This window comes from Psychrobacter sp. 1Y4 (assembly GCF_051847555.1).
Window position 1 is genome coordinate 24,118 of record NZ_JBPYDE010000005.1, and the last position, 23,158, is coordinate 47,275.

Here is a 23,158-nt window from a genome sequence, read left to right on the forward strand (position 1 = left end):
CTTTAACCACCACTGACGAACACAGCGTTTGTCAGGCGGATGTAACTACTAGTTTAACAAATTTTGTGCGTGGTAGGTGCGTTATGACATTTACTTACGTGCTATTTTGTCAATATTAGGGTTAATTAAAGCAAAATAATGCTATTAATCTTGCACCCTTAAACGACTTCGATTTTTCTCAACCGTTTTTGCGCCGATACCTTTGACCTTTGCTAGCTCATCAACGCTTTTAAAATCGCCAAACATGTCACGATATAAAATAATCGCTTGGGCTTTACTACTACCGATACCGTTTAGTGAAACCAGCTCACCTTCAGAGGCACGATTGATATTCACTGTCGTTTGCTCGCGCGCTTGTGTTTTAGCATTTTCCTGCGCCAACAGGTACTTATAAGCGCTTTGTGGGTTATCAAAACAAGGCGCTGCATTTGCACTACTGGCTATTATAGTAACCAAAATAAAGCCCAAAGTAGCGATCATTAATAAACGAACGAATGGGGCTTTGTGATAAGTACTCATAACGATCTTTCATGTCGTTTCGCTGCATCCCATAGTGCATCCATTTCTGTTATATCACTATCTTCCAAATGCTTACCAACCGCAGCCAGTTGTTCTTCAATATAACCAAAACGCGACTTAAATTTATGCACGCAAGTAAGGGTCGCTGTCTCAGCGTCAAGGTTTAATTTGCGCGCGACGTTGACTAGGGCAAACATGCAATCGCCCAGCTCTTTTTCAATCTCTCTAGTATTGGCTTCAATTTCAAATTTGGATTTCTCTATCAGCTCAGACTTTAACTCACTAATCTCTTCTTCAAGTTTTTCAAAAGCGCCTGCTACGCCTTCCCAATCAAAGCCTAACTTTGACGCCTGCTTTTGTACCTCTTGCGCTTGCATCAAAGCACTTCCTGCTTTGATATTATCCAAACGACGCTTTAATTTGCCCCGTGCCTCGCGCGCTTGCTGCTCCTCCAATTTAATCTCATTCCAGCGCGCTTTAACCGCCGCTTCGTCTGTTAGGGTTTCAGCCTCAAATACGTGCGGATGACGGCGAATCAGCTTCTCTTGTAGAGTGGTAATGACATCGCCCATATCGAAACGCCCTTGCTCAGCATACATCTGGCAATGAAAGACGACTTGTAGCAGCACATCGCCAAGCTCACCTTTGATATCTTCGTCATCATCGCTTTGTACCGCCTCGCCTAGCTCATAGGCTTCTTCAATGGCATAGGGAATGAGGCTATGATTGCTTTGTTTTTTATCCCACGGACAGTCAGCGCGCAATCTTGCCATCAGTGCTAACAAGTCATCAAGTTGCCCACTCGCTTCTGGAGTGCCTTGTACAGTTGTGGGAGGCAGAACTTGAAGATTCTTATCTAAACTGTCTTGGGGTTTTATGTCTTGACGGCTCATAACAGATACTCTTATCTTTTTATTATTGCTTATATTTACTACTCATTATCTAATGGCTCAACCCATTAAATTTGTTAGCGTAGTTAGCGTAGGCTGGATTTTTAACCCAGATTTGAGATTTTGCAAAATTACAATGCTGGGTTAAAAACCCAGCCTACAACTTTTATTTATTGTTGAATAGAATGACGTTAATTTCATAACGATTTTGTCATTAGTGTAGCATTGAATGCTTATTAGCTTATAATTGTGCTATCTACTTCGTTATTTTACCACTGCTTTAGCGCAAGGAATCTTGTCATTATGTCTACTTCTGCGACCACTAGCTACCAGCCAGCAACTGAATTTCATTCTATTACGATTAGCTCATTTAAAGCTTATGATATTCGCGGTGAGCTTGGGGTCAATCTTGATGAAGATATCGCTTACCGTATCGGGCGTGCTTTTGCACAGATTTTATATCAGCGTTATAACGCAGCAGCCGATCAGCAAGATAGCGATTTGACAGACTTACAACCTGCTATCGTTATCGGTAGTGATATTCGCCACTCAAGCGAGCAATTAAAACAAGCGACCCTCAAGGGTATTATCGACGCAGGTGTCGATGTCATCGATTTGGGTATGACGGGGACAGAAGAGGTATATTTTGCGACCAGTCACTACCAAGCGCTCGGCGGTATCGAAGTCACGGCCAGCCACAACCCTATTAACTATAATGGGCTAAAACTGGTAAAAGAGCATTCAAAACCCATCAGTGCTGATGAGGGTCTGGCAGAGATTCAAGCATTAGCAGAGACGGGACAATTTACCACGGCGCATCAGGCAGGAAAATTGCAGTTATTAGACGATAAAAGCGCCTATGTTGATCACGTTATAAGCTTTATCGATACTGACAAACTCAAACCACTTAAACTGGTTATCAACTCTGGTAATGGCAGTGCAGGCCCTGTCGTTGATCTATTAGTTGATAAACTGGCACAAGCTGGCGCACCGATTGAAGTCATCAAACTGCATCATACCCCCGATGGCAGCTTCCCCAATGGCATCCCCAACCCAATGATTGAAGCCAATAGAGTCGCTACCCAGCAAGCTGTCTTAGAAAACAAAGCCGACCTCGGTATTGCTTTTGATGGGGATTTTGATCGTTGTTTTTTATTCGATGAGAATGGCGAATTTATTGATGGCAGCTACGTCGTTGGCATGCTGGCACAAGCATTTTTGAATAAGTATCAACACCAAGAACAAGGCGAATCCATCGTCTATGATCCACGAGTAATTTACAATACCGAAGCAGTTATCGAAGCACATAATGGCAAGGCGGTCATCAGTAAGTCGGGGCACTCATTTATCAAGCAAGTCATGCGCGAATCGGGCGCAGTCTATGGGGGTGAGATGTCCGCGCATCACTATTTTCGCGACTTTTTCTATTGTGACAGCGGCATGATTCCATGGCTATTAACCATTGAGCTATTATCCACTACTGGCAAGACGCTATCAGAGTTGGTCACAGGCTATATTCACGCGTATCCTAGCTCAGGTGAGCTTAATTTTCGTCTGACTACCCATGATGCGCCGACTATCATTCGTGCTATCGAAGATAAGTTTGACGCTCAAAATCCGAGCAAGTCGATGCTTGATGGTTTAAGTCTTAACTTCGGTGACTGGCGTTTGAATCTACGCGCTTCCAACACCGAACCGCTTATTAGGCTTAATATCGAAACCCATGGTGATAAGTCGTTGTTAGCCGATAAGGTACGAGAAATAAAGGCATGGCTGAGCGAGCAAGGCGCGGTGTTGGCTTAAAACTTTGTCCACACAAAATAAAATCTTGGTTATAAGTTTATAGAAAAAGCGTTTGTTCCTATCTATAGTCAGTCCTATATAAAAGCGGTACAAAAATTACAACGCATGACTGGGTTAATTTTTTCTTGCTTGTAGTGCCTACGCAGACAGAGGCTACGCAAAATTTACTCCAGTAGTGCTGTATTTATCTTATAGTCGATCTACTATGTATGAATAAACGCTGATTATTTAGCGCGGCCAATACCTATATAATCACCGATCAGATTATCCATCTGGGTAAAGGTTAAAGCGTTTTGCGTATCAAATATAGGTTGCGCGGTTTTGTTGATTTGACTGATATCCAAATCCTTGTCCAATGGCCAGCTCATGATAAACAAGGCTTGAGTATCATCAAGTCTTGTATAAGGATCTTCAACTAGCGTTAATAAAGGCTGCTTGCCGTATAGTGTCTCTAATTCAGTCTGCGCCTTTTCGCTGTAGATAATCGTCTGAATATTATACGACCATAGCAATGCTAACAGTGGATGAATCGCTGATCCTACGGTGCGACCGGACCCTGACTTGTAGCTACCGCCCCAGATCATCACGGTCTTATTATCGATAAAACCATCGAAATATTGCCAGAACTTACGAAATATCAGCTCTTTTTGGTCTTCATTGATATCGAGCACTGACTGTAGCATCGGCATATCCACGCGGCTCGCCTGCCCCGATTGCTGTAGCTGTAATAGCTCCGTCGGTAGTGTATTACCACCAAAGCCCCAGCCTGCTTGCAAATAGCTACTCCCAACGCGCTCATCTAATCCCATGATGTGACTGACTTGCTGAATGTCGACGTCGTGACTATCAGCAAGGCGCGACATCTCATTCATAAAGCTTACTCGCGTCGCCAGCATACTCATGATGCTACTGCGGGCAAACTCTATCGTTGCAATATCGGCACTATGATTGACACGAGCTTGTTGCATCAAAGGCTGTAGCGCACTTAGATGCTGACGGCTACTGTCCGCTGTCTTTTCGCCAAGCAGCCATAGTGACGGTGTCAACATCGAGCTATAGGCAGCGCCATCTTGCAAAAACACAAAGGGTATGTAATATACCCATGCACGTTGCAAGCGCTGGGCAAGCGCTGAGATATGCCCTAATTGCTCAATACTACTCATGATAATCGGTAACGCTTGCTGGCGACTTTGATTAAACGCAGTCACCCAGCTCTCCTCCACCCATACTGACTTTATACTGTCCAAAAACAGCCAATAAAGCGCCACTTTTGAGCGTGGTTCACTGTCATCACTGGCGGACTCATAAGTATGCAATAACTGATGAGCACTACTTGGCAACGCTTGACTGATAATCTGCTCTTGCTGATCATACATCTGCCATAGCGCCTGCAAATGCCGCTCAAAGCCATATTGCTGCAACTGCTGCTCTAGCATCCCTAAGTCTGCATATAAGTGGACAGTCTGACCCAAGCTTGCCAGCACTACGGCACTGGTAATGGCCTCGATACCGTGACCAACGATAACGCAAACTGCAGGATTTTTGGATTGATGAAGCAGTTGAGCTGACATAGAGTGACCTTCAATATTTTTATGTTAATAACATTATCTGATTCACATTAAGAGAAGCGCTTGATATGTTGTAAGAGCTGATCAGTAGAGGTATCAAATAGAGCACTACCCTCTTGCTGCATTGCATGATGCACCGACTCAGCCATCTGCTTACCCATCTCAACGCCCCATTGATCGAACGGATTAATATCCCAAATACTGGCCATCACATAGACTTTATGCTCATACAGTGCAATCAGCGCCCCCAAGCTATGCGGCGTCAGCTCATCGATAAGTAGCGTCGTCGATGGCTGGTTGCCATGATAGTACTTGTATTTGTCCGCTTCAGACATGATATGGGCCGTAGCATCAGTGATAGTATCTTCAATCGCAGCGTTACCAAAGGCCAGTACGCGGCTTTGTGCCAGACAGTTGGCCAATGACAGCTCATGCTGCTGTTGCAATGAGGCATTGTGGACCTTATCGTCATAACGACGGACGCAGGCGATAAAGTCGCAAGAGACCTGCTGCGTCCCTTGGTGTAGTAGCTGATAAAATGCATGCTGCGCATTGGAGCCAATCTCGCCCCATAGTATCGGACAGGTATCATAATCAATATGATCGCCGTGCTGGGTGACCGACTTGCCATTACTCTCCATCTCAAGCTGGGTTAAGTAGCTTGGCAAATAGTTTAAGCGCCCATCATAAGGCAATACTGTATGCGCATTTACCCGCAAAAAAGTACTGTTCCAAACAGCAAGTAAACCTAATAATACTGGTAAGTTTCGGGCAAATTCCGCCTGCGCAAAGTGCTCATCCATACTATGAGCACCCGCCAATAAACCTTTAAAGCCAGACATACCAATACGAATCGCAATCGCCAGTCCAATCGCCGACCATAGCGAAAATCGACCACCGACCCATTCCCAAAGCTGCAACTGATGCTCAGGATGGATACCCCAAGCACTCATCTTCTCACCATTAGCCGATATACCGATAAAGTGGCGACGTAATACGCTACCCTCTGTCCCATCACGGCGCTTGGCAGTAGCAAGTAGCCATGATAATGCCGTCTTCGCATTGGATAACGTATCAACGGTACCAAAAGATTTAGAAGAAATGATAAATAAAGTGGTCTCAGGATTTAAATGCTTGAGCAAATTATCAAGATGAGTTCCATCCATATTGGAAACAAAGTGCACTTCGATATCCGTATCTGCCCACTCATCAAGTGCAGTCGTCGCCATCAGTGGCCCAAGATCAGAGCCGCCAACGCCGATATTGACGACATCGGTAATCGCCTTACCCGAAAACCCGCGCCACGTACCGCTACGGACCCGCTCAGATAACCTAGCAACCTGCGCCAGACTATGATGCACATCTGCCACCACATCTTGCTCATCGACTTGTAGCGTTGCAGTCTCAGGCAGGCGTAACGCGGTATGTAGGGCGGCACGCTGTTCACTGGTATTGACCATCGCCCCTTGTAATAGTGCTTTGATACGAGCTGATAAATCACAGCTCTTTGCTAGATGTAGCAGATTGGATAACACCGTCTCATCGATACGCTGCTTGCTATAGTCCATATAGAGCGCACCAGCCTGCGTGCTAAAGCGTGTGGCACGCTCATAATCTTGAGCAAACAAGGCGGTAAGCGACCACGGCTGATCTGCTAGGCTTTGCAACTGCTGCCAATACTTAGAGCGGCGCGCGCTATTATAGGCGTTATCATCCTTGATATTATTCATTAGTGATATTACCCGTCAGTTATTTAGCATCTGCTAGTTGCTGCTCAGCAAAATAGATAAATGCCTGCATATATGAGCGCATATCACCTGCATCATAGCTATCGCCGCGCATAGTCGTCACATTGACCCCGTATTCGTTAATAAGTGCATCAATCGCATCAGTCAGCTGAATCTCACCGCCGACCGAGGCTGTGGTATTGGCTAGATAATCAAAGATTTGATTGCTAAATACATAACGACCAACCACCGCTAAGTTGGATGGCGCATCGTCTAAGCTCGGCTTTTCTACAAATCCCGCCACTGCAAAACTAGCATTACTATCTTTTGTAGCAGACTTATCATTGATATCTTTGGCATCATCATTCTTTAACTTAGCGATACCGTACTTATGCACGTCCTCATCAGCGACTTTATCTACCAATATTTGCGAATGCTTATCCTTAGCAAAGGCATCAATCATAAAGGCTAAATTATCAGTGGTCATATCAGTGGTAAAGGGGTCGAGGACCACATCCGGTAATAGGACAGCAAAATCATGCGCGCCTATAATGGGACGCGCGGCCAACACCGCATGGCCCAACCCTAGCGGCTTACCCTGACGGATCATCGATACGGTCACATCGTCTGGTAGCCAGTTTAAGCTATCGGCAAGCTCGTCTTTACCTTTATAACGCAGTTGATTATCGAGCTCGGCATTGATATCGAAGTAGTTTTCAATTGCGCTTTTTTGTGCATGCCCGACTAAGACAATATGTTTAATACCGGCAGCGATGGCCTCCTCAACGACATAATGAATGGCTGGGCGATTGCCAAGCGGCAGCAGCTCTTTTGGTACGGATTTAGATAGCGGTAGCATACGGGTGCCGAAGCCTGCGACGGGGATGACGGCGTGGGTGATATTGGGCATGTTTGAATAATCCTATTAGCACTTATAATAATATGCGTAATCTACTTATTGTGGAAATAATTTAAAATACAGGAGCTATAGCGTATCATAATAAAATTTACCCGCTATCAAAAGATAGGTTGTATCAGCCCATGAATTTTAACCAATATATTCAACCGCTTCTGTCAGGCTATTGTATTCATTATAAACGCTCGCCACAGCGCTTAGCATTAGTAGTCGGTATGCAGCCGTGGCAGGATATGGTTGGAGACTGGGTATTTGAGCCAGCGCATATACAGATACAGCGGCATTTTAGTAAACGCTACTTTAACCTATGGTTAAAACCCTTTATCAAACTTGTAAATCCTGTCATTTATATATGGGGATATAAAGCGCCTGAATACTTTATTGACTATATACGAGAACAAGGCCTAGATATTTTCTTTTTAGAAGATGGTTTTATCCGCTCAGGCCCTAACGATGACAGCAGTACGCCGCCATTATCTATCGTCATGGACAGCCAAGCGCCCTACTTTGATACGACACGGCCGAACGATTTAACAGATTTAATCGCTAACTTCGACTTTGATCAAGACGGTTATAATGGGGAATTGGCACAGGAGATGCTAAATTATTACATCTCGCATCGAGTGAGCAAATATAATCATCAGCCCTATGTGGATGTGCAGCCTATCTATGGGGTTAAGAATAAGAAGCGAGTATTGGTATTAGGACAGGTACCTCATGATGATTCATTAAAGTACGGTGGCAGTGAGGGTATTACGCTGCTTGATGTGGTCAACAAGGCCATTGAAGAAAATCCTGAGGCCCAAATTATCGTGAAACCGCACCCGATGACGCTGGATGATCCGTCTATCGTCAGTGCGCTGACTGAACTAGATTGCCTTATCCTCACTCAGTCTATTCATTTAGTCGACGCGTTAGAGACAGTCGATCATGTCTATACGATTACTTCATTAGGTGGATTTGAGGCGTTACTTAGAGGCAAGAAGGTCACCGTATTAGGGCGACCTTTTTATTATCAGCTCTTAGAGACTAATAGCAACAGTACTTTAAAGAAAAGACAAACAGTTATATTTTATTTAATTCTTAAATACAACTTTAATATCACAAACCTTGCTGCGAAATAGTTCAATTATATAGATGGCTTTAAAATGCTAGCACTAAGCTAAAAACTCATTATAAAGCCTTATAGCATTAATCAGTAGAGCTTGCTGTCTATCCTCTCTATCAGAATGTAGAGGCAACATCGACAAAAATAACAAAACTGTTAATGGCATTATCGATTTAACCTCTATACCATTAAAAGACTTTGTAAGAAAGAAATGCTGAAACTCTTCTATTTCGGATGATAACTCAAAGCTTAGGTTGTACTGATAATCTTCTATAACTTCTAATTTATATCGATTGGCAATAATATGGTCATACAATCCTATCACAGAGTGAGTTAACTTAGCTATGTCGTACCTCTGATCACCATATATTGTAAAATTTCCATGAAAGTCCATCCCTCTTGGGTCAATCAACTTAATGTCATTTATTCTGGAGTCATACAAAATATTACTAAAGCAAAGATCACCGTGTAACACCGAGCTCTGTGTCGGTAAAGCTAATATTTTATCAATGCATCTAGAAATAATACTATTTAGTGAAGGTGACTCCTGATTGTTTACGACAAAAGACTTATCTAAATCGATATTATTTGAAGAGCTATACTTCATAATTCGTTGACAAGTCTTATCTACTACTAAATTCGTAAAACTTTTGTTGATGCTACCTAACAACTTTGGGTCGATTTCGACTTGACTACTTGAGCTGATAAAAGCTGCTATTTTGTTAATAATATTTACCCATTGATTATGATGTAATTTGCCATGCACGAAGAGTTCATTTAATGGCAAGTTAGGTAGATATTCTAAAGCATACGAAAATCCCTCTTCAGAAGTTCCTGAGTCTATTAGATGTGGAGTAAAACGCTTTAACTCGGCAGGTAAGCTCTCAAACCAATAAGCCTCTGCTTCTATCTTAGATGAGAAACTTCCACTTTTATATATGACATTTTCTATCATTCTTATCTCGTTGAAAGCCCTTTCTGTAGTCATCTCACCACGAGTTTTGAAGAAAGAGTTAATATGTCCGCAGTCATACCATTTATCAAATACAACTTCAGTTAACTCATATAGATCATGGTACTCGTGAACCGATTTAGTAAAATCTCCTCTATTAATCGCTAACAGTCTAATCAGTTTAGATACGTTAGAAAAGGAAAAGAAACCACACCATACTTTAAAGCTATTCTCACTAAGATTTAACGTACTAGCAGCTTCCCAGTTGTAAAGCTCATTGGTATAGCCGATACCTATACAATCTCCTTTTATACATTGCAAGCCTCTGATTAGAGTATCACCGTGAAGGAATCTTATCGGCTCTGATCTATATCGGGTATCAATTGTATTGAGCACATATAATATATTTTCGCCCAACGAGAAGTCGCTAGGTACTTGGATAAGATCGACTTCTAATTCCTCTAACAATAATTGCTCACTTCTATTTAGTAGATAGCTATCTGGTAATGATAAGACTATAGGTTCATTAATCTCATTTTTCAAAACTTGAACTTGGTGTTCTAATAATTTTTTATTCCCTATAGGCAGAAAACAAGGAGGTATTTTTCCGACCTCTGCTTGAAACTCTGGTATAACATATGCCCCTGAGTTTATAATAATCACAGCTTTTCCCCACTCATAATTCTTCTATACTCTTCAGGTGTTCCTGCTACCTGAGTAACTTCTTCATCAATTATCTGACCTTTTATTTTATAGCCTTCTTGAATCAAATAATTATACAGCGGGGCAACATACAACTCTCCAGCTTCTAACTTGTTATTCTCTAGCGAATCTTTATAAGCTTCATTAAACAATGATGTATTACTAAAGTAATAAAGCCCATTACTTGCGTATTGACTTATCCGTCTTTTCTCTGCAGTACTAGTTACAATATTACTCATATCTAACTTAGCGAAAGACCAATGATCCCCTTCTGCAATAAAAAGCTCTAAATACCCATCACATTGATTTATCCAATCAGGTTTAAGATAGTCTTTTCGTTGAGAATCAATATTAAAAATTAAGATATCCGAGTCAAACCTTTCAGGCAACTCTTTTAAACCAAGAGATACCGTTTCAGCCTGTCCTTTAGTCTCACGATCTAAAACACAAATATGGAAACTCTCAATGCCCATCCGCAAACATTCTCTATGAACAAAACTCGGAGTATCGTAAATATCTCTTACTATAAAAAGAAAGTAATCTTTCGAAAAATAGCATTTAAAAGAACTTAGAGACCATGCAAACATGCTTTCATTTTCTATAGGTAACTGGTATTTAGGAACGTTAAAGCCAGAGTCAAAAAAACGACTACTTAAACCAGCCATTGGTATAACAAAAGTACTCACATTATGTCTCCTTATTGTTATTGATTAGCTGGGTAATCTCTGTATAACTTAGTTCTGTAAATTCATTGGGTCTTATAGCCTTGTCGTCTATGTAAAACCCCTCAAATCCACACCAAGGTTTACCAGTATATAGTTCATCATACGGAACTTCGTGTTTGTTAAGCCAATCTATTATTATAGGTAGAGTATTTGCATTAATCTTACCAGTATTCCCTTCATACGTTCTCATGTTTCTACTGGTAGAAATAATAACCTCAAAACCAAGCGCTTTATACTCTTTCATTTTCTTAATTAACAGATGGTTAGGGGCAGCGTTAGGGTAATCGCCATTAGTAGTAAAGCTAATAGTATCATCGAGGTCAAATATTAATCTTTTCATTAGAGCTCCATATAATATTTAATTTTTTATCGACTAAAGGTGTTTAGAATTCAACACCAAAAGCTTCGAATATTCTATAGTCAGTATCATCAAACCCTCTACTTTTTGCATCCTCTAGCATTCCATCAATCAATAATCCCCTATCAACTACATCTAACTCTAGATAATCGCCATGTTCAACATATTTAGATCTATAAACCTGCCCGCCAGAACTAACTATTTGATAATCAATTGGAGAATGCGCTCTGAATCTTCCACAACCATACATTGTATTTGGCTGATTCTGATATAGGCTCAGGTTCTCAAACATTCTTAAGTACTGACCCATAATAATTCTATTTCCAACGGCTATTCTATCCCCACAATCATAAGAACGAAGAACATCTGCGGAGACAGCCTGTTTGCCTTCAAGCTCACTCATGATGCTAGCTATATCTATACTAATCTCCATATCAGGTCTTACTTTGATAATATACTCATAGCTTTCTTGTAGCCTATCTTCTTCTTCACAGAGAGTTTGGTAACCACAATAATTCATATAAAACATTTTAAGCTGGTTATTAAATGCATTATTAGACATCTTATTAAGCTTATATTCTTTAAAAACCTTATTTAATTCACTATCAGCCTCAGAATAAGTTCGAACATTCTTGATTGAATAATTAGTTCCTTCTGATATCCATTTATTTTTCTTAATTAGGCTGTCCTTAACAACAGATCCTTCTAAAAGTAACTTTTCGATGGATGGGTAACGCTGATACAGATGACTACCTAAGACTCCCTCATGAGAGAACAACTTAACAATATCCTGATCAAATATGCGGTAATAAGGTTTCGTAACCACATTATAGGGTATTTTAAATCCTTTCTTTTCCCAACATGAAATAAACACATCAAACTCGTACTCATCACTATTACTGAAATTTAGTTGGCCATTTTTTGTACCTCTAATTTGGCCCGCAATAATGACACCTACTTTCTTCTTACGTATGGGCCGTATTCTAGTATTCTGCTTAGTACTTCGAAGTAATAGCGTACTCGGATGGTCTTCTAGCGAATGTCTCGTACTCTCATCAAGAAAGGTATCTTCTACCTCTAAATTGTTAATGTTATAGTAGTTAAATAAGTGTAATAAATTATATTTAGCAGTATCGATATCATACATATCGTGTTGATATGCATTATAAGCTTTCTTGTAAAGTTCAGGATCGTAGCCTTTAAGAGTTGACATGTAAATTCTTATAAATAACCTTAAATACCAAGGATGCTTAAAATCAGCCAAATATAAGTTAAATAGATTAATTAACTTATTAGCATCTAATTCGTAGTTTTTACGCCTTTTACCATCCATTGTTTTCACTACATGTGAAAATATTTCTATATATGGAGATTTGAATGATTTTGGTAAATTAGTTGATTCAACTAGCTCAAAATAATTCTTTACTTCATCAGATTCAATACTAGAAGATAGCAACTTTACTTTATAAACTAACCCACGCTCAATATACCTAAATATATTACTACTAAGTAAATTCTCGATCAGCTCATCGTTACTTAGATATTTATATTTTCCAAATAGGACTTGGTAATAGGCTAAGTGTGAGTTTGATTCGAATTTTTGAAACGCTAGCCTCAATACCTCGTCGTACACGTCAACTCTTCTGTGCGAAAAAGATAAATCAAGAAAATATATATAATCATTGAAATGAGCTTCTCTACTATTTAAATACTCAAATAATCTTATAGCTGACTCACCTTTTTTTATTAAATCAGTAAATAAAACTAAGTTACGATCCTCTCTATCGACTTTATTGATATCAGAAAAGACCTGGATATTGTTATTATTGGCTCTCAACAAATCTTGCATCTGAGTTCTCAAAAGCTCTTTCATATAATCCTGATTGTTCATAAACCTCTCCAAAACAAATAATTTTTAATTTTTTAAATTTGAGTATAAAAATTGGTAAGCAAGATATACAAAAATAGTAGCTTTGACGTAATACCAATGACTCTTATTATATTCATCTTTTCTTATAACAGACAAGCTAATTGATATATAAATTTTTAAAGAATTTATGATTTTAATACTTAGGAATAAGTAAAAAAATGATGTAGGAATAAAATACTAAATCATTTTTTAGAATAGTACTAACATAAAACAGCTTTAGAACAAGAATCAGTTCAGTGTAGTCGATCCACTATAAGATAAGTACAGTTTTATTGGTATCAATTTTTCGAAACCTCTAAAATGTGAAGCGTACAGCAAGCAATAAAAATTTATATCGGTAGTCGGTAGAGCGTTATAACATTTATATTTATTTTATTTAGGGGTAAATATACTATTAGCCGTAGATACTTGAAAATAAAGTTGAATGGTTAATTATTTACGTTTACTCAAGAAAAAATATATTATCGAACTTCTCTAAGATTTTAGTATGAGACTTAATCATTTCAACTCCCTTCTTATTATTTTTATTATCCAATAGATTTTTAGTAAGAATATAAGCGATGGACATGGATTTACATTCTGGCGCTATTAAAGGCGAATAAACTAAAGCAGAAGAAGTTATACCAATTATACCCTGTACTTTCGATAACCTAATAACCTCCTCTATTAAAAAATCAGATTCCTTTATAACTTTAATTCTTCCCTTAGTTTCTCTTTCCAAATCTAGAAAACCTTTCATTACAAGCTCAGGTTCTTTTTTTGGGTGTAGCTTAACGAAAATATTTGATTCAGTAGATTCTATTAAATTTAATAAAGTTGTTTTTATGATGCGTAAATACTCATTTGTATTGACTCTAAATTTCTGACTAAGATATATATAGTCTTTAGGTTTGATATTATATTTATCAATAATTGATAAAGCATATCTTTTTTCGTCTTGAGTTGGTTTTTCAAAAGAAAGATAATAATTACTCTGACTCACTTTAAATGTTTTTTTTGTTAAGTCAGGAAAGCTCGTAAAAGATTCATCAAAATCAACAAACGGTTTATAAAAGCTTTTGAAATTTGAATTTGGATAAATATTTACTATTTTACTTTGAACTTCGGGACTGAAACATACCATCTTAGCTAACCTCTTAGCCTCAGTTACAAATTCTTTAGTCAATTTGTATTTTTTATACATTCTTTTAAAAACTTCAGTTTGACTCAAAGTCTCTCTAGAGAGCTTTCTCACTAGATCAAAATCGACTGAACCATTAGGTTCATAATTTTCATTTTCTTCAAGCCTATAAGTCCCTAGACCTTCTTCTATTAAAATAAGCTTAACTTTGTTGCGTTTGGCTATATTTGCTAGAATGGCATAATGAAATTGGAAGCTGTTTAAGTAAAGAGTTCTAGGATTAATTGCCTTTAAAATCTTTCTATAATTTGCTTCAATAAGCTTAATATTACTAAATAAGATGCTATTTGGATTAACCGGTAGCTTGTGAAATAGCACACCATCGAATGCATTTAAATTAAACATACCATGTATCAATTGTGGCACCGTTAGGTTTGCATCGGTATAAACTACCAATAAAAAACTATTTGTAATATTCATCTTCTCAATCAATCCTGTTACGTGTTTAAGCTGACCAAGATTTGATATAACAAACAAATTGCTTACATAATTTATATTTTCATGAGGTAAATCCTCTATATTTAAGTACGTTTTAGGTCTATATACTTTTAAACTCATACAAAATTCACCCTGGAAGTGGATTAACTATAAAAAATAACAACTTATTCTCAATATTACTATAATTTCATTAAATTTCTAAACACCACATATAGATCGATTAATAAATTATGGGATATACATAGATGGATTTCTATACTTGGATTTAAAGCTATCACGGATATGTATAAATAATAAAAACCTTACTGTACATTGTAGTAAATTTAGGTTTAGATAAGTATGCTTAAGCTTGTTTTTTTCTGAAATCCACAAGACAAAAATTAAAACCTTTATTATTTAACCTCTTGAATCAAAAGTAATCAATTAATTATTATACATTTCTTAATAAGTCTTTAGAGTCTAATGCTTTCAGATACCGCATTACCGCTTTCTTGTGCATTAAGTTTTTTTCGATATTCAAATGTTTTTCAAATTAACCATTATAAATTTAAAAATTGATCCTACAGGTATTTATAAATTTATCCACCCTTTCTTTCCTACTTCAAGTCAGTATCTATAAACACCCTTAACTATTATAATATAGTCAAGCTCACTTAAAAGTGTTATAAATTAATTATAAAACCAAATTGTTATTATAAAGACCATGACTTACTCACCAGATTTTCGTAGACAAGTTCTTAAAAGTATAGGTGACGGTATGAGCTATGTTCAAGCGGCTGAATTCTATAGTCTCAGCCCAACCATCATATAAAACTGGTCGAGACATGTTCATAGCAAAACAACAAGACAAACCAAACCAAACCCTATAAAAATACTAGATGATGTGCTACTTAATGATATCAAGGAACATCCTAATGATTAGCAGTACGAAAAAGCTCGTCGTTTAAACTGTAGTAAAACAGGCATTTACCATGCCTTAAAGCGCCTTGGTATCAGTCAAAAAAAACCTTAAAGTATCCAAAAGCGTGCCTAATAAAAAGAGCGGCGTATCACATTAAGTTAAATAGCTTCACACAGCAAGGCTACCCTATTGTATATATGGACGAGAGTGGCTTTGAGGCGAGGACTATTCGTCCTTAAGGCTATATATCGATAGGTAAATCTTGTATTGATCGCTATAACTGGCAAGCAAAAAGCGTGCTAATTTCATCGGTGCTCTCTATGAAAAGATGCTGTTTGCGCTTGATTACTTTAAGCACAACATTAACAGCAGCATATTCTACCACTGGTATAAATACACGTTAATTCCAAGTCTTAAAACCAAATGCGTGATTGTCATGGGTAATGCCCGTTTTCATAAAAATAAATGTATTAAAAACTACTTAATAGACATGGACATCGTATTCTATGGCTACCACCGTACAGCCCTGATTTAAATCCCATTGAAAAGAAGTAGGCACAAGCGAAGTTTCTACACCAAGATTGGATAGAAAATGATTTGCCTAAACTGTTTTATCATATGGATCGTATCCCTTTTATTCTGTATTGACTATATATCTGAATGTTGAATATTTAAATACTCTAAAGACTTTTGTAATTTCTTTATCTTATTTTTATTATAGATTAGAAATACTATCTTTGGATTATAAATTATGAGTCTAGAAAGTAATAACTTTATATAATAATATCCTCTCGACTCAACCCTAAGAAGGTTATTTTTTTTTAGCTTGAGGATGTCTACTTTTTCTCTTGGAATGAGAATACGTTTTCTAGCCCAACCACTATTTATTTTTCTAGTATTTTCTTTAAGTATATAACTAGTTAACTTTAAATTACTCTTGTGATAGTATTCTTTACTATCGAAATCCTGAAATGTTTTTCCGATTATTAAACTGATTTTATCGTAAACTACACCTTCCACAAGAGCTGAAGATGAGATACTCAAAAAGTACTTAGATTTCAAAATATCATCAGAGTCTAGGTCAGAAATAACTGTCACGTTATCATAACTGTTTAAAGTCGACCTTAATTCTATGAAATAATTATCTGAAGTGTTATCTCTAGCTTTATATTTAAATCTTACTTCAGGGTTGGATACTATTATTTTCTTTAGCAACTCTTTCCATCTTATTTCATCTTCAGCACTAGAGAGAATTTCTGTTTGTTCAAATATTATTGCACTCTCTTTTGGACTATTATTATTCACTACATGCGAGCATAATTTTAAGTTCAACCAACTCATTCCATAAGCTATACCATTATCTCTACATCCAAGAGCTTTACAAATCTTTTTGTATAGTTGGTAGTCCGCCTTTGAGTTCAACCAAACTTGGTCTGCATTTACTCTACTTATAAAGGCATCTAATTGATAATGACTAACGATACCAGGAAATATCGAAATTACCTTAGTTTGTGTACTGGCTAACCTACTAATAACATGATTTAGAAGGTATCCCCCCAAACAAGCAACGACATAATCATAGTCGACCAGAGAATCCAAATTGTCTTTTTGAAGATACAATATTTCTTTGAAATTTTTTGGATGATAAATTGCATCAATACCTATAAACACAGGTTGGCAATTATATTGTGCGCATACCCTTAAGGCTGTCGATTTGACAGCCTTAAAATGAGAGTCTCTTTTAAATAGAAAAGCAATTTTCAATGTCTAGCTCACTTGATTTTTTTTGAGCTGCTCACCTTTGCCAATATTAGTTTGAGCAGTTTTACCAATTAATGATTCATATTGGTCAACTAAGAAGTCTCCAGTTCCAGGACGACGTACCCATAAATTCTCTTCGGTAAAGGTTTCACCTTCCTCGATATCCTTATAAGCGACTACAGAAGCGAAAGCAAAATCAATTGTTGATTTTTCTTCAGCAACTGCACCCTTAGAACCGCCACGAGCTTTTGCAATAGCCTTGCTACCTTTAATAAGCTCGGCCATCCCATCAGAGTCCATAGAACAATTGATATCTGGACCCGCGCGATCGAAACTATCCGTGAAATGACGCTCTAGTACGCTAGCTCCTAATGCTACTGCTCCTAAGCATGCATAATTATCTACACAGTGGTCAGACAGCCCAATCACAGCATTAGGGAACGCCTCTTCCAATTCGGTCAATGCACCTAAACGTACCAATTCGTATGGAGTCGGATATACGTTCGTGCAATGTAAAAGTGAATATGGTACTTTTGCAGATTCCAATATTTCGACAGACTTTCGAATACTTTCAATACTATTCATACCAGTGGATAAGATAATAGGCTTACCAAATGAGGCAACAAGTTTGATAAGTGGATAGTTGTTACATTCACCCGACCCTATTTTATAAGCTTCTACACCCATACGTTTGAGACGGTAGGCTGCTTCTCTTGAAAAAGGAGTACTAATGAATATCATCCCTTTAGACTCAATATACTCTTTAAGAGCAGTTTCATCTTCTTCGTTCAGCGCACACCTTTCCATGATTTCATAGATAGACACGTCTGCATTACCTGGAATTACAGATTTCGCTTCTTCAGACATCTCATCTTCTACTACGTGTGTTTGATGTTTTACCATCTCTGCACCAGCTCTATGAGCTGCGTCTACCATTTCTTTAGCAACGTCTAAAGAGCCTTCGTGATTAATTCCAATTTCCGCAATAACTAACGGTTCAAAATCATAGCCGATATCGCGATTTCCGATTTTAAAGCTTGGTTTCATAATGTTCTACCTTTAATAATTAAGTTGGCTCTATCTAAATCTGCATGACTATCAATATCAATAGACTCCTCTTCATCCATTGCAATAAATTTTACAGGTTGGCAGAAAAAGGACTCATTTTTAATCAAGTTTTTGAAAGAAACGATATAAACAGCTCCATTGATACGTAATGCTTTTGGTAATAACTGTCTTGGAGCCTCTAAATCTGAAATATCCCTTATGGGAACCATTTGACCATCAACATCTTGAACGACAACTTTGTAAGGGTGATGTTCACATTCAGTCACCGATACTACAGAATTTACAGAGATATCGCTTTCGTATTCATCTATACAAGCCTCTATATTTTCAACTTCACGTAATGGACTAGTAGGCTGTAAAAGAATACATATTTCATTAGAAAGCTGCATCTCACAATATATATCTTTCAAAACTTCAATAGTTTTTGCACTGTCTGATGATGTAAGTTCTCGTCTTTCATGAACTTCAGCATCGTGTAGTAATGCTTCTTCCATTATATTTTTAGAATCTGTAGATACGATCACTCTACTAATGCTAGGTATAGATTTGGCTGACTTTATAGCTCTGGCTAATAGAGAAGTACCATCGACTAACTGTAAATTTTTATCTTTTATACCCTTTGAACCACCGCGCGCTGGTATAACTGCAATATATGTCATAGTTACTTAACCCCAGATTCATAGATCCACAAAAACTTTTTGAACTGGGATATCCCACATTCTTTTACTAACGATATGAGACTCAAATAGCTCAGTACTATTTCCCTTACCAAACCAAGTAGATTTCTCAACATCAAGTGTGTCAATCTTCGTAAGAGATTGCTTAATATCTTCTTCTGAATAAGCACAATCCAACACTGAAGGACCTCTAAAGCGAGAGTTTTGACGAGTACCTATATTTATACTTGGTAAGCCATAGAAAGGAGCTTCTCTTACTCCGGCACTTGAATTACCTATAATAAACTCCGAATTTTTCAGTAGAACTAAGAAGAACTCAAAGTTGATGGAAGGAAATATTCTAAAACTTGGATTGTCTTCATACGTTTCGATAACATCTAACAACTTCAAACTACCAGGATCATTATTTGGGTAGATAACTATATAGTTTCTACCTGAGCTATCAAGAACTCTAAATAGATTCTCAGCATATAGTTTAATATCTTTTTCTTCACTGGTTACAGGATGGAACATCACAATACCGTAGTTTTCGTAGTCAATTTCGTAATGTTTTTTTGCTGCTTTTAGACTAGGTAAACTTGCAGAGTCCATAATATCTAAATCAGGAGAACCTATAATAAAGATAGCATTATTATTTTCACCCATTTGAATCAGTCTTTGCTTAGCTTCGTCATTAGCAACCATATGAATATGAGAAAGCTTAGTAATAGAATGTCTTATTGAGTCATCGATAGTTCCTGATAACTCACCACCTTCTATATGACATACTCGAATATGATTAAGAGCTCCTACTGTAGCTCCAGCCAACGCTTCTATACGATCTCCATGTACAACGATCATATCAGGTTCGATAGAATTTACTAACCTTGAGATGATACTAATAGTATTAGACAATATAGAGCACATGGGCTCATCAATATGTTGGTTTGAGATAAGATAACTATTCTTATATTTCTGCTTTTTTACTTCATTGAAAGTTGAACCATATAGCTTCATCATATGCATCCCTGTTACTAAGACGTGAAGCTCAAAACCTTCCATACTTTCAACTTTATCCATTAAGCTTTTTATTTTACCGAAATCTGCTCTAGTACCTGTTACAAACAATATTTTCTTCATATACAAATTTCGTCCGATTTTGAATAAAAAACACCTCATTGTAGGGTTGTAGTAAAGTTTTTTCAAGGTGTTAATTTAGGGGGTAGAAGGGATCAAATCTACGTTGTTTACTCGTTTATTTACTTTTATCAATGTAAGCTTTAACTGATAAGCCTTACAAAATATTCATAATAGTAAATATATTTATGATCGGCCCTAAAACTTAACCAAAAATATTTGATTTTTAGAATAAAAAACCGATTATCGCCATAATTGTTTACTTTATCCAAGTTATCATAACAATACCTTAGTACGATAGCTTGGTAAGCTCTACTCGTAGCGATATTAAGATCTATTAAACATATTCTTTTTATCGACTAAAAAAAACACCCCAATATAGGAGTGTTTCTTCTAATAATATTTTATGCCTATATATCAGAACTAGATCTGTATTACCAACCAGTAACTTCTTTTAACTTATCACCGATTTTAGCTGGATCGCGAGTATACGCGATGCCTGCATCTTCAAAGGCTTTGAATTTCTCTTCAGCAGTACCTTGACCACCAGAGATGATAGCGCCAGCATGACCCATACGCTTGCCTTCAGGAGCCGTTACACCAGCGATGTAACCAACGACTGGCTTAGTCACGTTTTCTTTGATATAAGCAGCTGCTTCTTCTTCAGCCGTACCACCGATCTCACCGATTAGTACGATAGCTTCGGTTTGTGGATCGTCTTGGAACAGTTTTAGCGCGTCGATCTGGTTCATACCAGGGATAGGATCACCGCCGATACCGATACAGGTTGACTGACCAAAGCCAAGCTTCGTCGTTTGCGCAACCGCTTCATACGTTAGCGTACCAGAGCGTGAGATGATACCGACTTTACCTGGCTGATGGATATGGCCTGGCATGATACCGATTTTGCACTGGCCTGGCGTGATGACACCTGGGCAGTTAGGGCCAACCATACGTACATCATCTGCTTCTTCGATATAACGCTTTGCTTTTAGCATATCGATCGTCGGTACGCCTTCAGTGATCACAACGATAAGCTTTACGCCTGCATCGACAGCTTCTACGATAGAATCTAGTACGAATGGTGCTGGTACATAGATAACTGATGCATCAGCTTGAGTCGCTTCCATCGCTTCCGCCATGGTGTTAAATACTGGTAGGCCTAAGTGCGTTTGCCCGCCTTTACCTGGCGTGACACCGCCAACGACTTTAGTACCGTATTCGATGGCTTGCTCAGAGTGGAACGTACCGTTTTTACCAGTGAAACCTTGTACCAATACTTTGGTATCTTTATCAATTAATACACTCATTGTTTTTTCCTTGTATTCGGTTGTCTTGTAATAGCAGCTTGTAAACTGATATATCGTTGAATATTAACGATTCATCATCACTAAAACTGCTATTACGCTTTGACTACTATATTCAAGACTCTATATATAGAGAATTATGCTTGAACTGCGTCGACAATTTTTTGTGCTGCATCTGCAAGGCCCTGAGCTGACGTCAGCTTCAGACCAGACTCTTCTAGGATCTGCAAGCCTAATTCAGCGTTGTTACCTTCTAGACGTACTACGACTGGTACTTGTACATCAACTTCTTTGACTGCTGCGATGATCGCTTCTGCAATCATGTCACAGCGTACGATACCGCCAAAGATGTTGATTAGAACGCCTTCGACACTGCTGTCTTCTAAAATGATTTTGAACGCTTCAACCACACGGTCTTTAGTTGCGCCGCCGCCAACGTCTAGGAAGTTAGCAGGCTTGCCGCCATACAATTTGATGATGTCCATAGTCGCCATAGCCAGACCAGCACCGTTGACCATACAACCGATGTTGCCTTCTAGGGCCACATAGTTTAGATCAAATTCAGCCGCTTTTAGCTCACGCTCGTTTTCTTGCGTTTTGTCTTGTAGTGCTGCGATTTTTGGTAGACGATATAGTGCGTTTGAGTCGATACCGATTTTGCCATCAACACAAACGATCTCGCCGTTTTCACGAACTGCTAGCGGGTTGACTTCAAGTAAGGCAAAATCATTTTCGACGAATGCTTGATAAGCGCCAGTCATGATTTTTACAAACTGGTTGATTTGTTTACCTTCTAAACCCAACTGAAACGCGACATCACGCGCTTGGTAAGGCATTAGACCTACCAATGGATCTACGCTCACTTTAAAGATTTTTTCTGGCGTCTCATTAGCGACTTCTTCGATATCGACACCGCCTTCAGTTGATGCCATAAAGGTAACGCGGCGCGTAGAACGATCGACAACTGCGCCAAGATATAGCTCAGTTTGTACTGGGTACATATCTTCTGCAACCAATACGAAGTTGACTGGTTGACCATCAGCGTCAGTTTGGAAGGTTACTAGATTAGTACCGATAAGCTCATCAGCGACTTGCTTAGCTTCTTCACGAGTCTTAACCAGCTTTACACCACCAGCTTTACCGCGACCACCAGCATGGACCTGTGCTTTGATAACGGCGATATCCGTTGGGGTTTTATCAAAGGCAGCTGCTGCTTCGTCGCCACTATGGGCAATGATGCCTTCTTGAATTGGCAAACCGTAGCTTTTTAATAGCTCTTTTGCTTGATACTCATGTAAATTCATTGATTGTATCCTTTATTTTTTACAATTAATAAAAAGTGAAAATAAGTGCACGATAATATTTATATAGTGCACTTATAGCCGTAGCTCCAGTGGTTATAACGCTTATCGTTATAACCCTTATCATAAGCATAGTCATCATGATCATCATAGTTATCATAGTCATGACGTCTACTGTACTACGGTCAATTTATACCTTAATACCTACTCG

The 23,158-nt window shown here is 38.2% G+C and carries 18 protein-coding genes and 1 pseudogene; 3 read left to right on the top strand and 16 right to left on the bottom strand.

The window, feature by feature from the left end; genetic code table 11:
- Nucleotides 1–144 precede the first annotated feature (144 nt).
- Nucleotides 145–519: a ComEA family DNA-binding protein gene (locus tag ACS8FC_RS05415; RefSeq protein WP_439296085.1), complete on the bottom strand. Its 375-nt coding sequence runs from the start codon at nucleotides 517–519 to the stop codon at nucleotides 145–147.
- The gene (gene mazG / locus ACS8FC_RS05420; RefSeq protein ID WP_439296086.1) at nucleotides 516–1,412 is read right to left on the bottom strand and encodes a nucleoside triphosphate pyrophosphohydrolase; all 897 of its coding nucleotides are present in this window, start codon (nucleotides 1,410–1,412) and stop codon (nucleotides 516–518) included. The genes ACS8FC_RS05415 and mazG overlap by 4 nt, the downstream gene beginning before the upstream one ends.
- A 300-nt stretch (nucleotides 1,413–1,712) precedes the next feature.
- On the opposite strand from mazG, the gene ACS8FC_RS05425 reads away from it, so the two are divergent.
- Nucleotides 1,713–3,212 carry a phosphohexomutase domain-containing protein gene (locus ACS8FC_RS05425; RefSeq protein WP_439296087.1) on the top strand — a complete coding sequence of 500 codons (1,500 nt, stop codon included), beginning with the start codon at nucleotides 1,713–1,715 and terminating at the stop codon, nucleotides 3,210–3,212.
- Nucleotides 3,213–3,436: 224 nt separating this feature from the next.
- Here ACS8FC_RS05425 and ACS8FC_RS05430 read toward each other — a convergent pair whose 3' ends face one another.
- The 3 genes from ACS8FC_RS05430 to ACS8FC_RS05440 are packed head-to-tail and all read right to left on the bottom strand — an operon-like array spanning nucleotide 3,437 to nucleotide 7,417.
- Nucleotides 3,437–4,783, bottom strand: coding sequence for a UDP-glucose/GDP-mannose dehydrogenase family protein (locus ACS8FC_RS05430; RefSeq protein WP_439296088.1), 1,347 nt, complete (start codon nucleotides 4,781–4,783; stop codon nucleotides 3,437–3,439).
- A gap of 47 nt (nucleotides 4,784–4,830) precedes the next feature.
- Nucleotides 4,831–6,510 carry a glucose-6-phosphate isomerase gene (gene pgi / locus ACS8FC_RS05435; RefSeq protein ID WP_439296089.1) on the bottom strand — a complete coding sequence of 560 codons (1,680 nt, stop codon included), beginning with the start codon at nucleotides 6,508–6,510 and terminating at the stop codon, nucleotides 4,831–4,833.
- Between the two features lie 19 nt (nucleotides 6,511–6,529).
- Nucleotides 6,530–7,417, bottom strand: a complete 888-nt coding sequence (locus ACS8FC_RS05440; protein ID WP_439296090.1) for a UTP--glucose-1-phosphate uridylyltransferase — start codon at nucleotides 7,415–7,417, stop codon at nucleotides 6,530–6,532.
- Nucleotides 7,418–7,548: 131 nt separating this feature from the next.
- On the opposite strand from ACS8FC_RS05440, the gene ACS8FC_RS05445 reads away from it, so the two are divergent.
- Nucleotides 7,549–8,547 carry a capsular polysaccharide export protein, LipB/KpsS family gene (locus ACS8FC_RS05445; protein WP_439296091.1) on the top strand — a complete coding sequence of 333 codons (999 nt, stop codon included), beginning with the start codon at nucleotides 7,549–7,551 and terminating at the stop codon, nucleotides 8,545–8,547.
- Nucleotides 8,548–8,580: 33 nt separating this feature from the next.
- Here ACS8FC_RS05445 and ACS8FC_RS05450 read toward each other — a convergent pair whose 3' ends face one another.
- The 5 genes from ACS8FC_RS05450 to ACS8FC_RS05470 form a co-directional block, all read right to left on the bottom strand.
- Nucleotides 8,581–10,146 (bottom strand): hypothetical protein, encoded by a 1,566-nt coding sequence (locus ACS8FC_RS05450; RefSeq protein ID WP_439296092.1) that lies wholly within the window; start codon nucleotides 10,144–10,146, stop codon nucleotides 8,581–8,583.
- On the bottom strand, nucleotides 10,143–10,871 hold the full coding sequence (locus ACS8FC_RS05455) for a glycosyltransferase family protein (RefSeq protein ID WP_439296093.1): 729 nt from the start codon (nucleotides 10,869–10,871) through the stop codon (nucleotides 10,143–10,145). The genes ACS8FC_RS05450 and ACS8FC_RS05455 overlap by 4 nt, the downstream gene beginning before the upstream one ends.
- A gap of 1 nt (nucleotide 10,872) precedes the next feature.
- Nucleotides 10,873–11,250 carry an HAD family hydrolase gene (locus tag ACS8FC_RS05460; protein ID WP_439296094.1) on the bottom strand — a complete coding sequence of 126 codons (378 nt, stop codon included), beginning with the start codon at nucleotides 11,248–11,250 and terminating at the stop codon, nucleotides 10,873–10,875.
- Between the two features lie 43 nt (nucleotides 11,251–11,293).
- Nucleotides 11,294–13,159: a hypothetical protein gene (locus ACS8FC_RS05465; RefSeq protein WP_439296095.1), complete on the bottom strand. Its 1,866-nt coding sequence runs from the start codon at nucleotides 13,157–13,159 to the stop codon at nucleotides 11,294–11,296.
- Between the two features lie 481 nt (nucleotides 13,160–13,640).
- On the bottom strand, nucleotides 13,641–14,936 hold the full coding sequence (locus tag ACS8FC_RS05470) for an alpha-2,8-polysialyltransferase family protein (RefSeq protein ID WP_439296096.1): 1,296 nt from the start codon (nucleotides 14,934–14,936) through the stop codon (nucleotides 13,641–13,643).
- Between the two features lie 1,270 nt (nucleotides 14,937–16,206).
- On the opposite strand from ACS8FC_RS05470, the pseudogene ACS8FC_RS05475 reads away from it, so the two are divergent.
- Nucleotides 16,207–16,272, top strand: a pseudogene (locus ACS8FC_RS05475) (transposase); the annotation flags it as partial.
- Nucleotides 16,273–16,365: 93 nt separating this feature from the next.
- Here the strand turns inward: ACS8FC_RS05475 and ACS8FC_RS05480 are convergent.
- From ACS8FC_RS05480 to sucC, 6 genes are all read right to left on the bottom strand, one after another.
- On the bottom strand, nucleotides 16,366–17,481 hold the full coding sequence (locus ACS8FC_RS05480) for a DUF6716 putative glycosyltransferase (protein WP_439296097.1): 1,116 nt from the start codon (nucleotides 17,479–17,481) through the stop codon (nucleotides 16,366–16,368).
- Between the two features lie 3 nt (nucleotides 17,482–17,484).
- The gene (locus ACS8FC_RS05485; protein ID WP_439296098.1) at nucleotides 17,485–18,525 is read right to left on the bottom strand and encodes an N-acetylneuraminate synthase family protein; all 1,041 of its coding nucleotides are present in this window, start codon (nucleotides 18,523–18,525) and stop codon (nucleotides 17,485–17,487) included.
- Entirely contained in the window at nucleotides 18,522–19,205 is a 684-nt protein-coding gene (locus ACS8FC_RS05490) for an acylneuraminate cytidylyltransferase family protein (RefSeq protein ID WP_439296099.1), read from the bottom strand. Before ACS8FC_RS05490 ends, ACS8FC_RS05485 begins: the two co-directional genes overlap by 4 nt.
- A gap of 18 nt (nucleotides 19,206–19,223) precedes the next feature.
- Nucleotides 19,224–20,342, bottom strand: coding sequence for a UDP-N-acetylglucosamine 2-epimerase (neuC, locus tag ACS8FC_RS05495; protein WP_439296100.1), 1,119 nt, complete (start codon nucleotides 20,340–20,342; stop codon nucleotides 19,224–19,226).
- A 431-nt stretch (nucleotides 20,343–20,773) separates the two neighbouring features.
- Nucleotides 20,774–21,649 carry a succinate--CoA ligase subunit alpha gene (gene sucD, locus ACS8FC_RS05500; RefSeq protein WP_439296101.1) on the bottom strand — a complete coding sequence of 292 codons (876 nt, stop codon included), beginning with the start codon at nucleotides 21,647–21,649 and terminating at the stop codon, nucleotides 20,774–20,776.
- A gap of 134 nt (nucleotides 21,650–21,783) precedes the next feature.
- Entirely contained in the window at nucleotides 21,784–22,950 is a 1,167-nt protein-coding gene (gene sucC / locus ACS8FC_RS05505) for an ADP-forming succinate--CoA ligase subunit beta (protein WP_439262437.1), read from the bottom strand.
- Between the last annotated feature and the right edge of the window lie 208 nt (nucleotides 22,951–23,158).

Excerpts from the sequence above, each read along its gene's own strand:
- sucD (WP_439296101.1), bottom strand. The coding sequence starts at position 21,649 with ATGAGTGTATTAATTGATAAAGATACCAAAGTATTGGTACAAGGTTTC.
- neuC (WP_439296100.1), bottom strand. The coding sequence starts at position 20,342 with ATGAAGAAAATATTGTTTGTAACAGGTACTAGAGCAGATTTCGGTAAA.
- ACS8FC_RS05470 (WP_439296096.1), bottom strand. The coding sequence starts at position 14,936 with ATGAGTTTAAAAGTATATAGACCTAAAACGTACTTAAATATAGAGGAT.
- mazG (WP_439296086.1), bottom strand. The coding sequence starts at position 1,412 with ATGAGCCGTCAAGACATAAAACCCCAAGACAGTTTAGATAAGAATCTT.
- ACS8FC_RS05485 (WP_439296098.1), bottom strand. The coding sequence starts at position 18,525 with ATGAAACCAAGCTTTAAAATCGGAAATCGCGATATCGGCTATGATTTT.
- sucC (WP_439262437.1), bottom strand. The coding sequence starts at position 22,950 with ATGAATTTACATGAGTATCAAGCAAAAGAGCTATTAAAAAGCTACGGT.
- ACS8FC_RS05430 (WP_439296088.1), bottom strand. The coding sequence starts at position 4,783 with ATGTCAGCTCAACTGCTTCATCAATCCAAAAATCCTGCAGTTTGCGTT.
- ACS8FC_RS05490 (WP_439296099.1), bottom strand. The coding sequence starts at position 19,205 with ATGACATATATTGCAGTTATACCAGCGCGCGGTGGTTCAAAGGGTATA.
- pgi (WP_439296089.1), bottom strand. The coding sequence starts at position 6,510 with ATGAATAATATCAAGGATGATAACGCCTATAATAGCGCGCGCCGCTCT.
- ACS8FC_RS05415 (WP_439296085.1), bottom strand. The coding sequence starts at position 519 with ATGAGTACTTATCACAAAGCCCCATTCGTTCGTTTATTAATGATCGCT.
- ACS8FC_RS05445 (WP_439296091.1), top strand. The coding sequence starts at position 7,549 with ATGAATTTTAACCAATATATTCAACCGCTTCTGTCAGGCTATTGTATT.
- ACS8FC_RS05460 (WP_439296094.1), bottom strand. The coding sequence starts at position 11,250 with ATGAAAAGATTAATATTTGACCTCGATGATACTATTAGCTTTACTACT.
- ACS8FC_RS05465 (WP_439296095.1), bottom strand. The coding sequence starts at position 13,159 with ATGAACAATCAGGATTATATGAAAGAGCTTTTGAGAACTCAGATGCAA.
- ACS8FC_RS05425 (WP_439296087.1), top strand. The coding sequence starts at position 1,713 with ATGTCTACTTCTGCGACCACTAGCTACCAGCCAGCAACTGAATTTCAT.
- ACS8FC_RS05440 (WP_439296090.1), bottom strand. The coding sequence starts at position 7,417 with ATGCCCAATATCACCCACGCCGTCATCCCCGTCGCAGGCTTCGGCACC.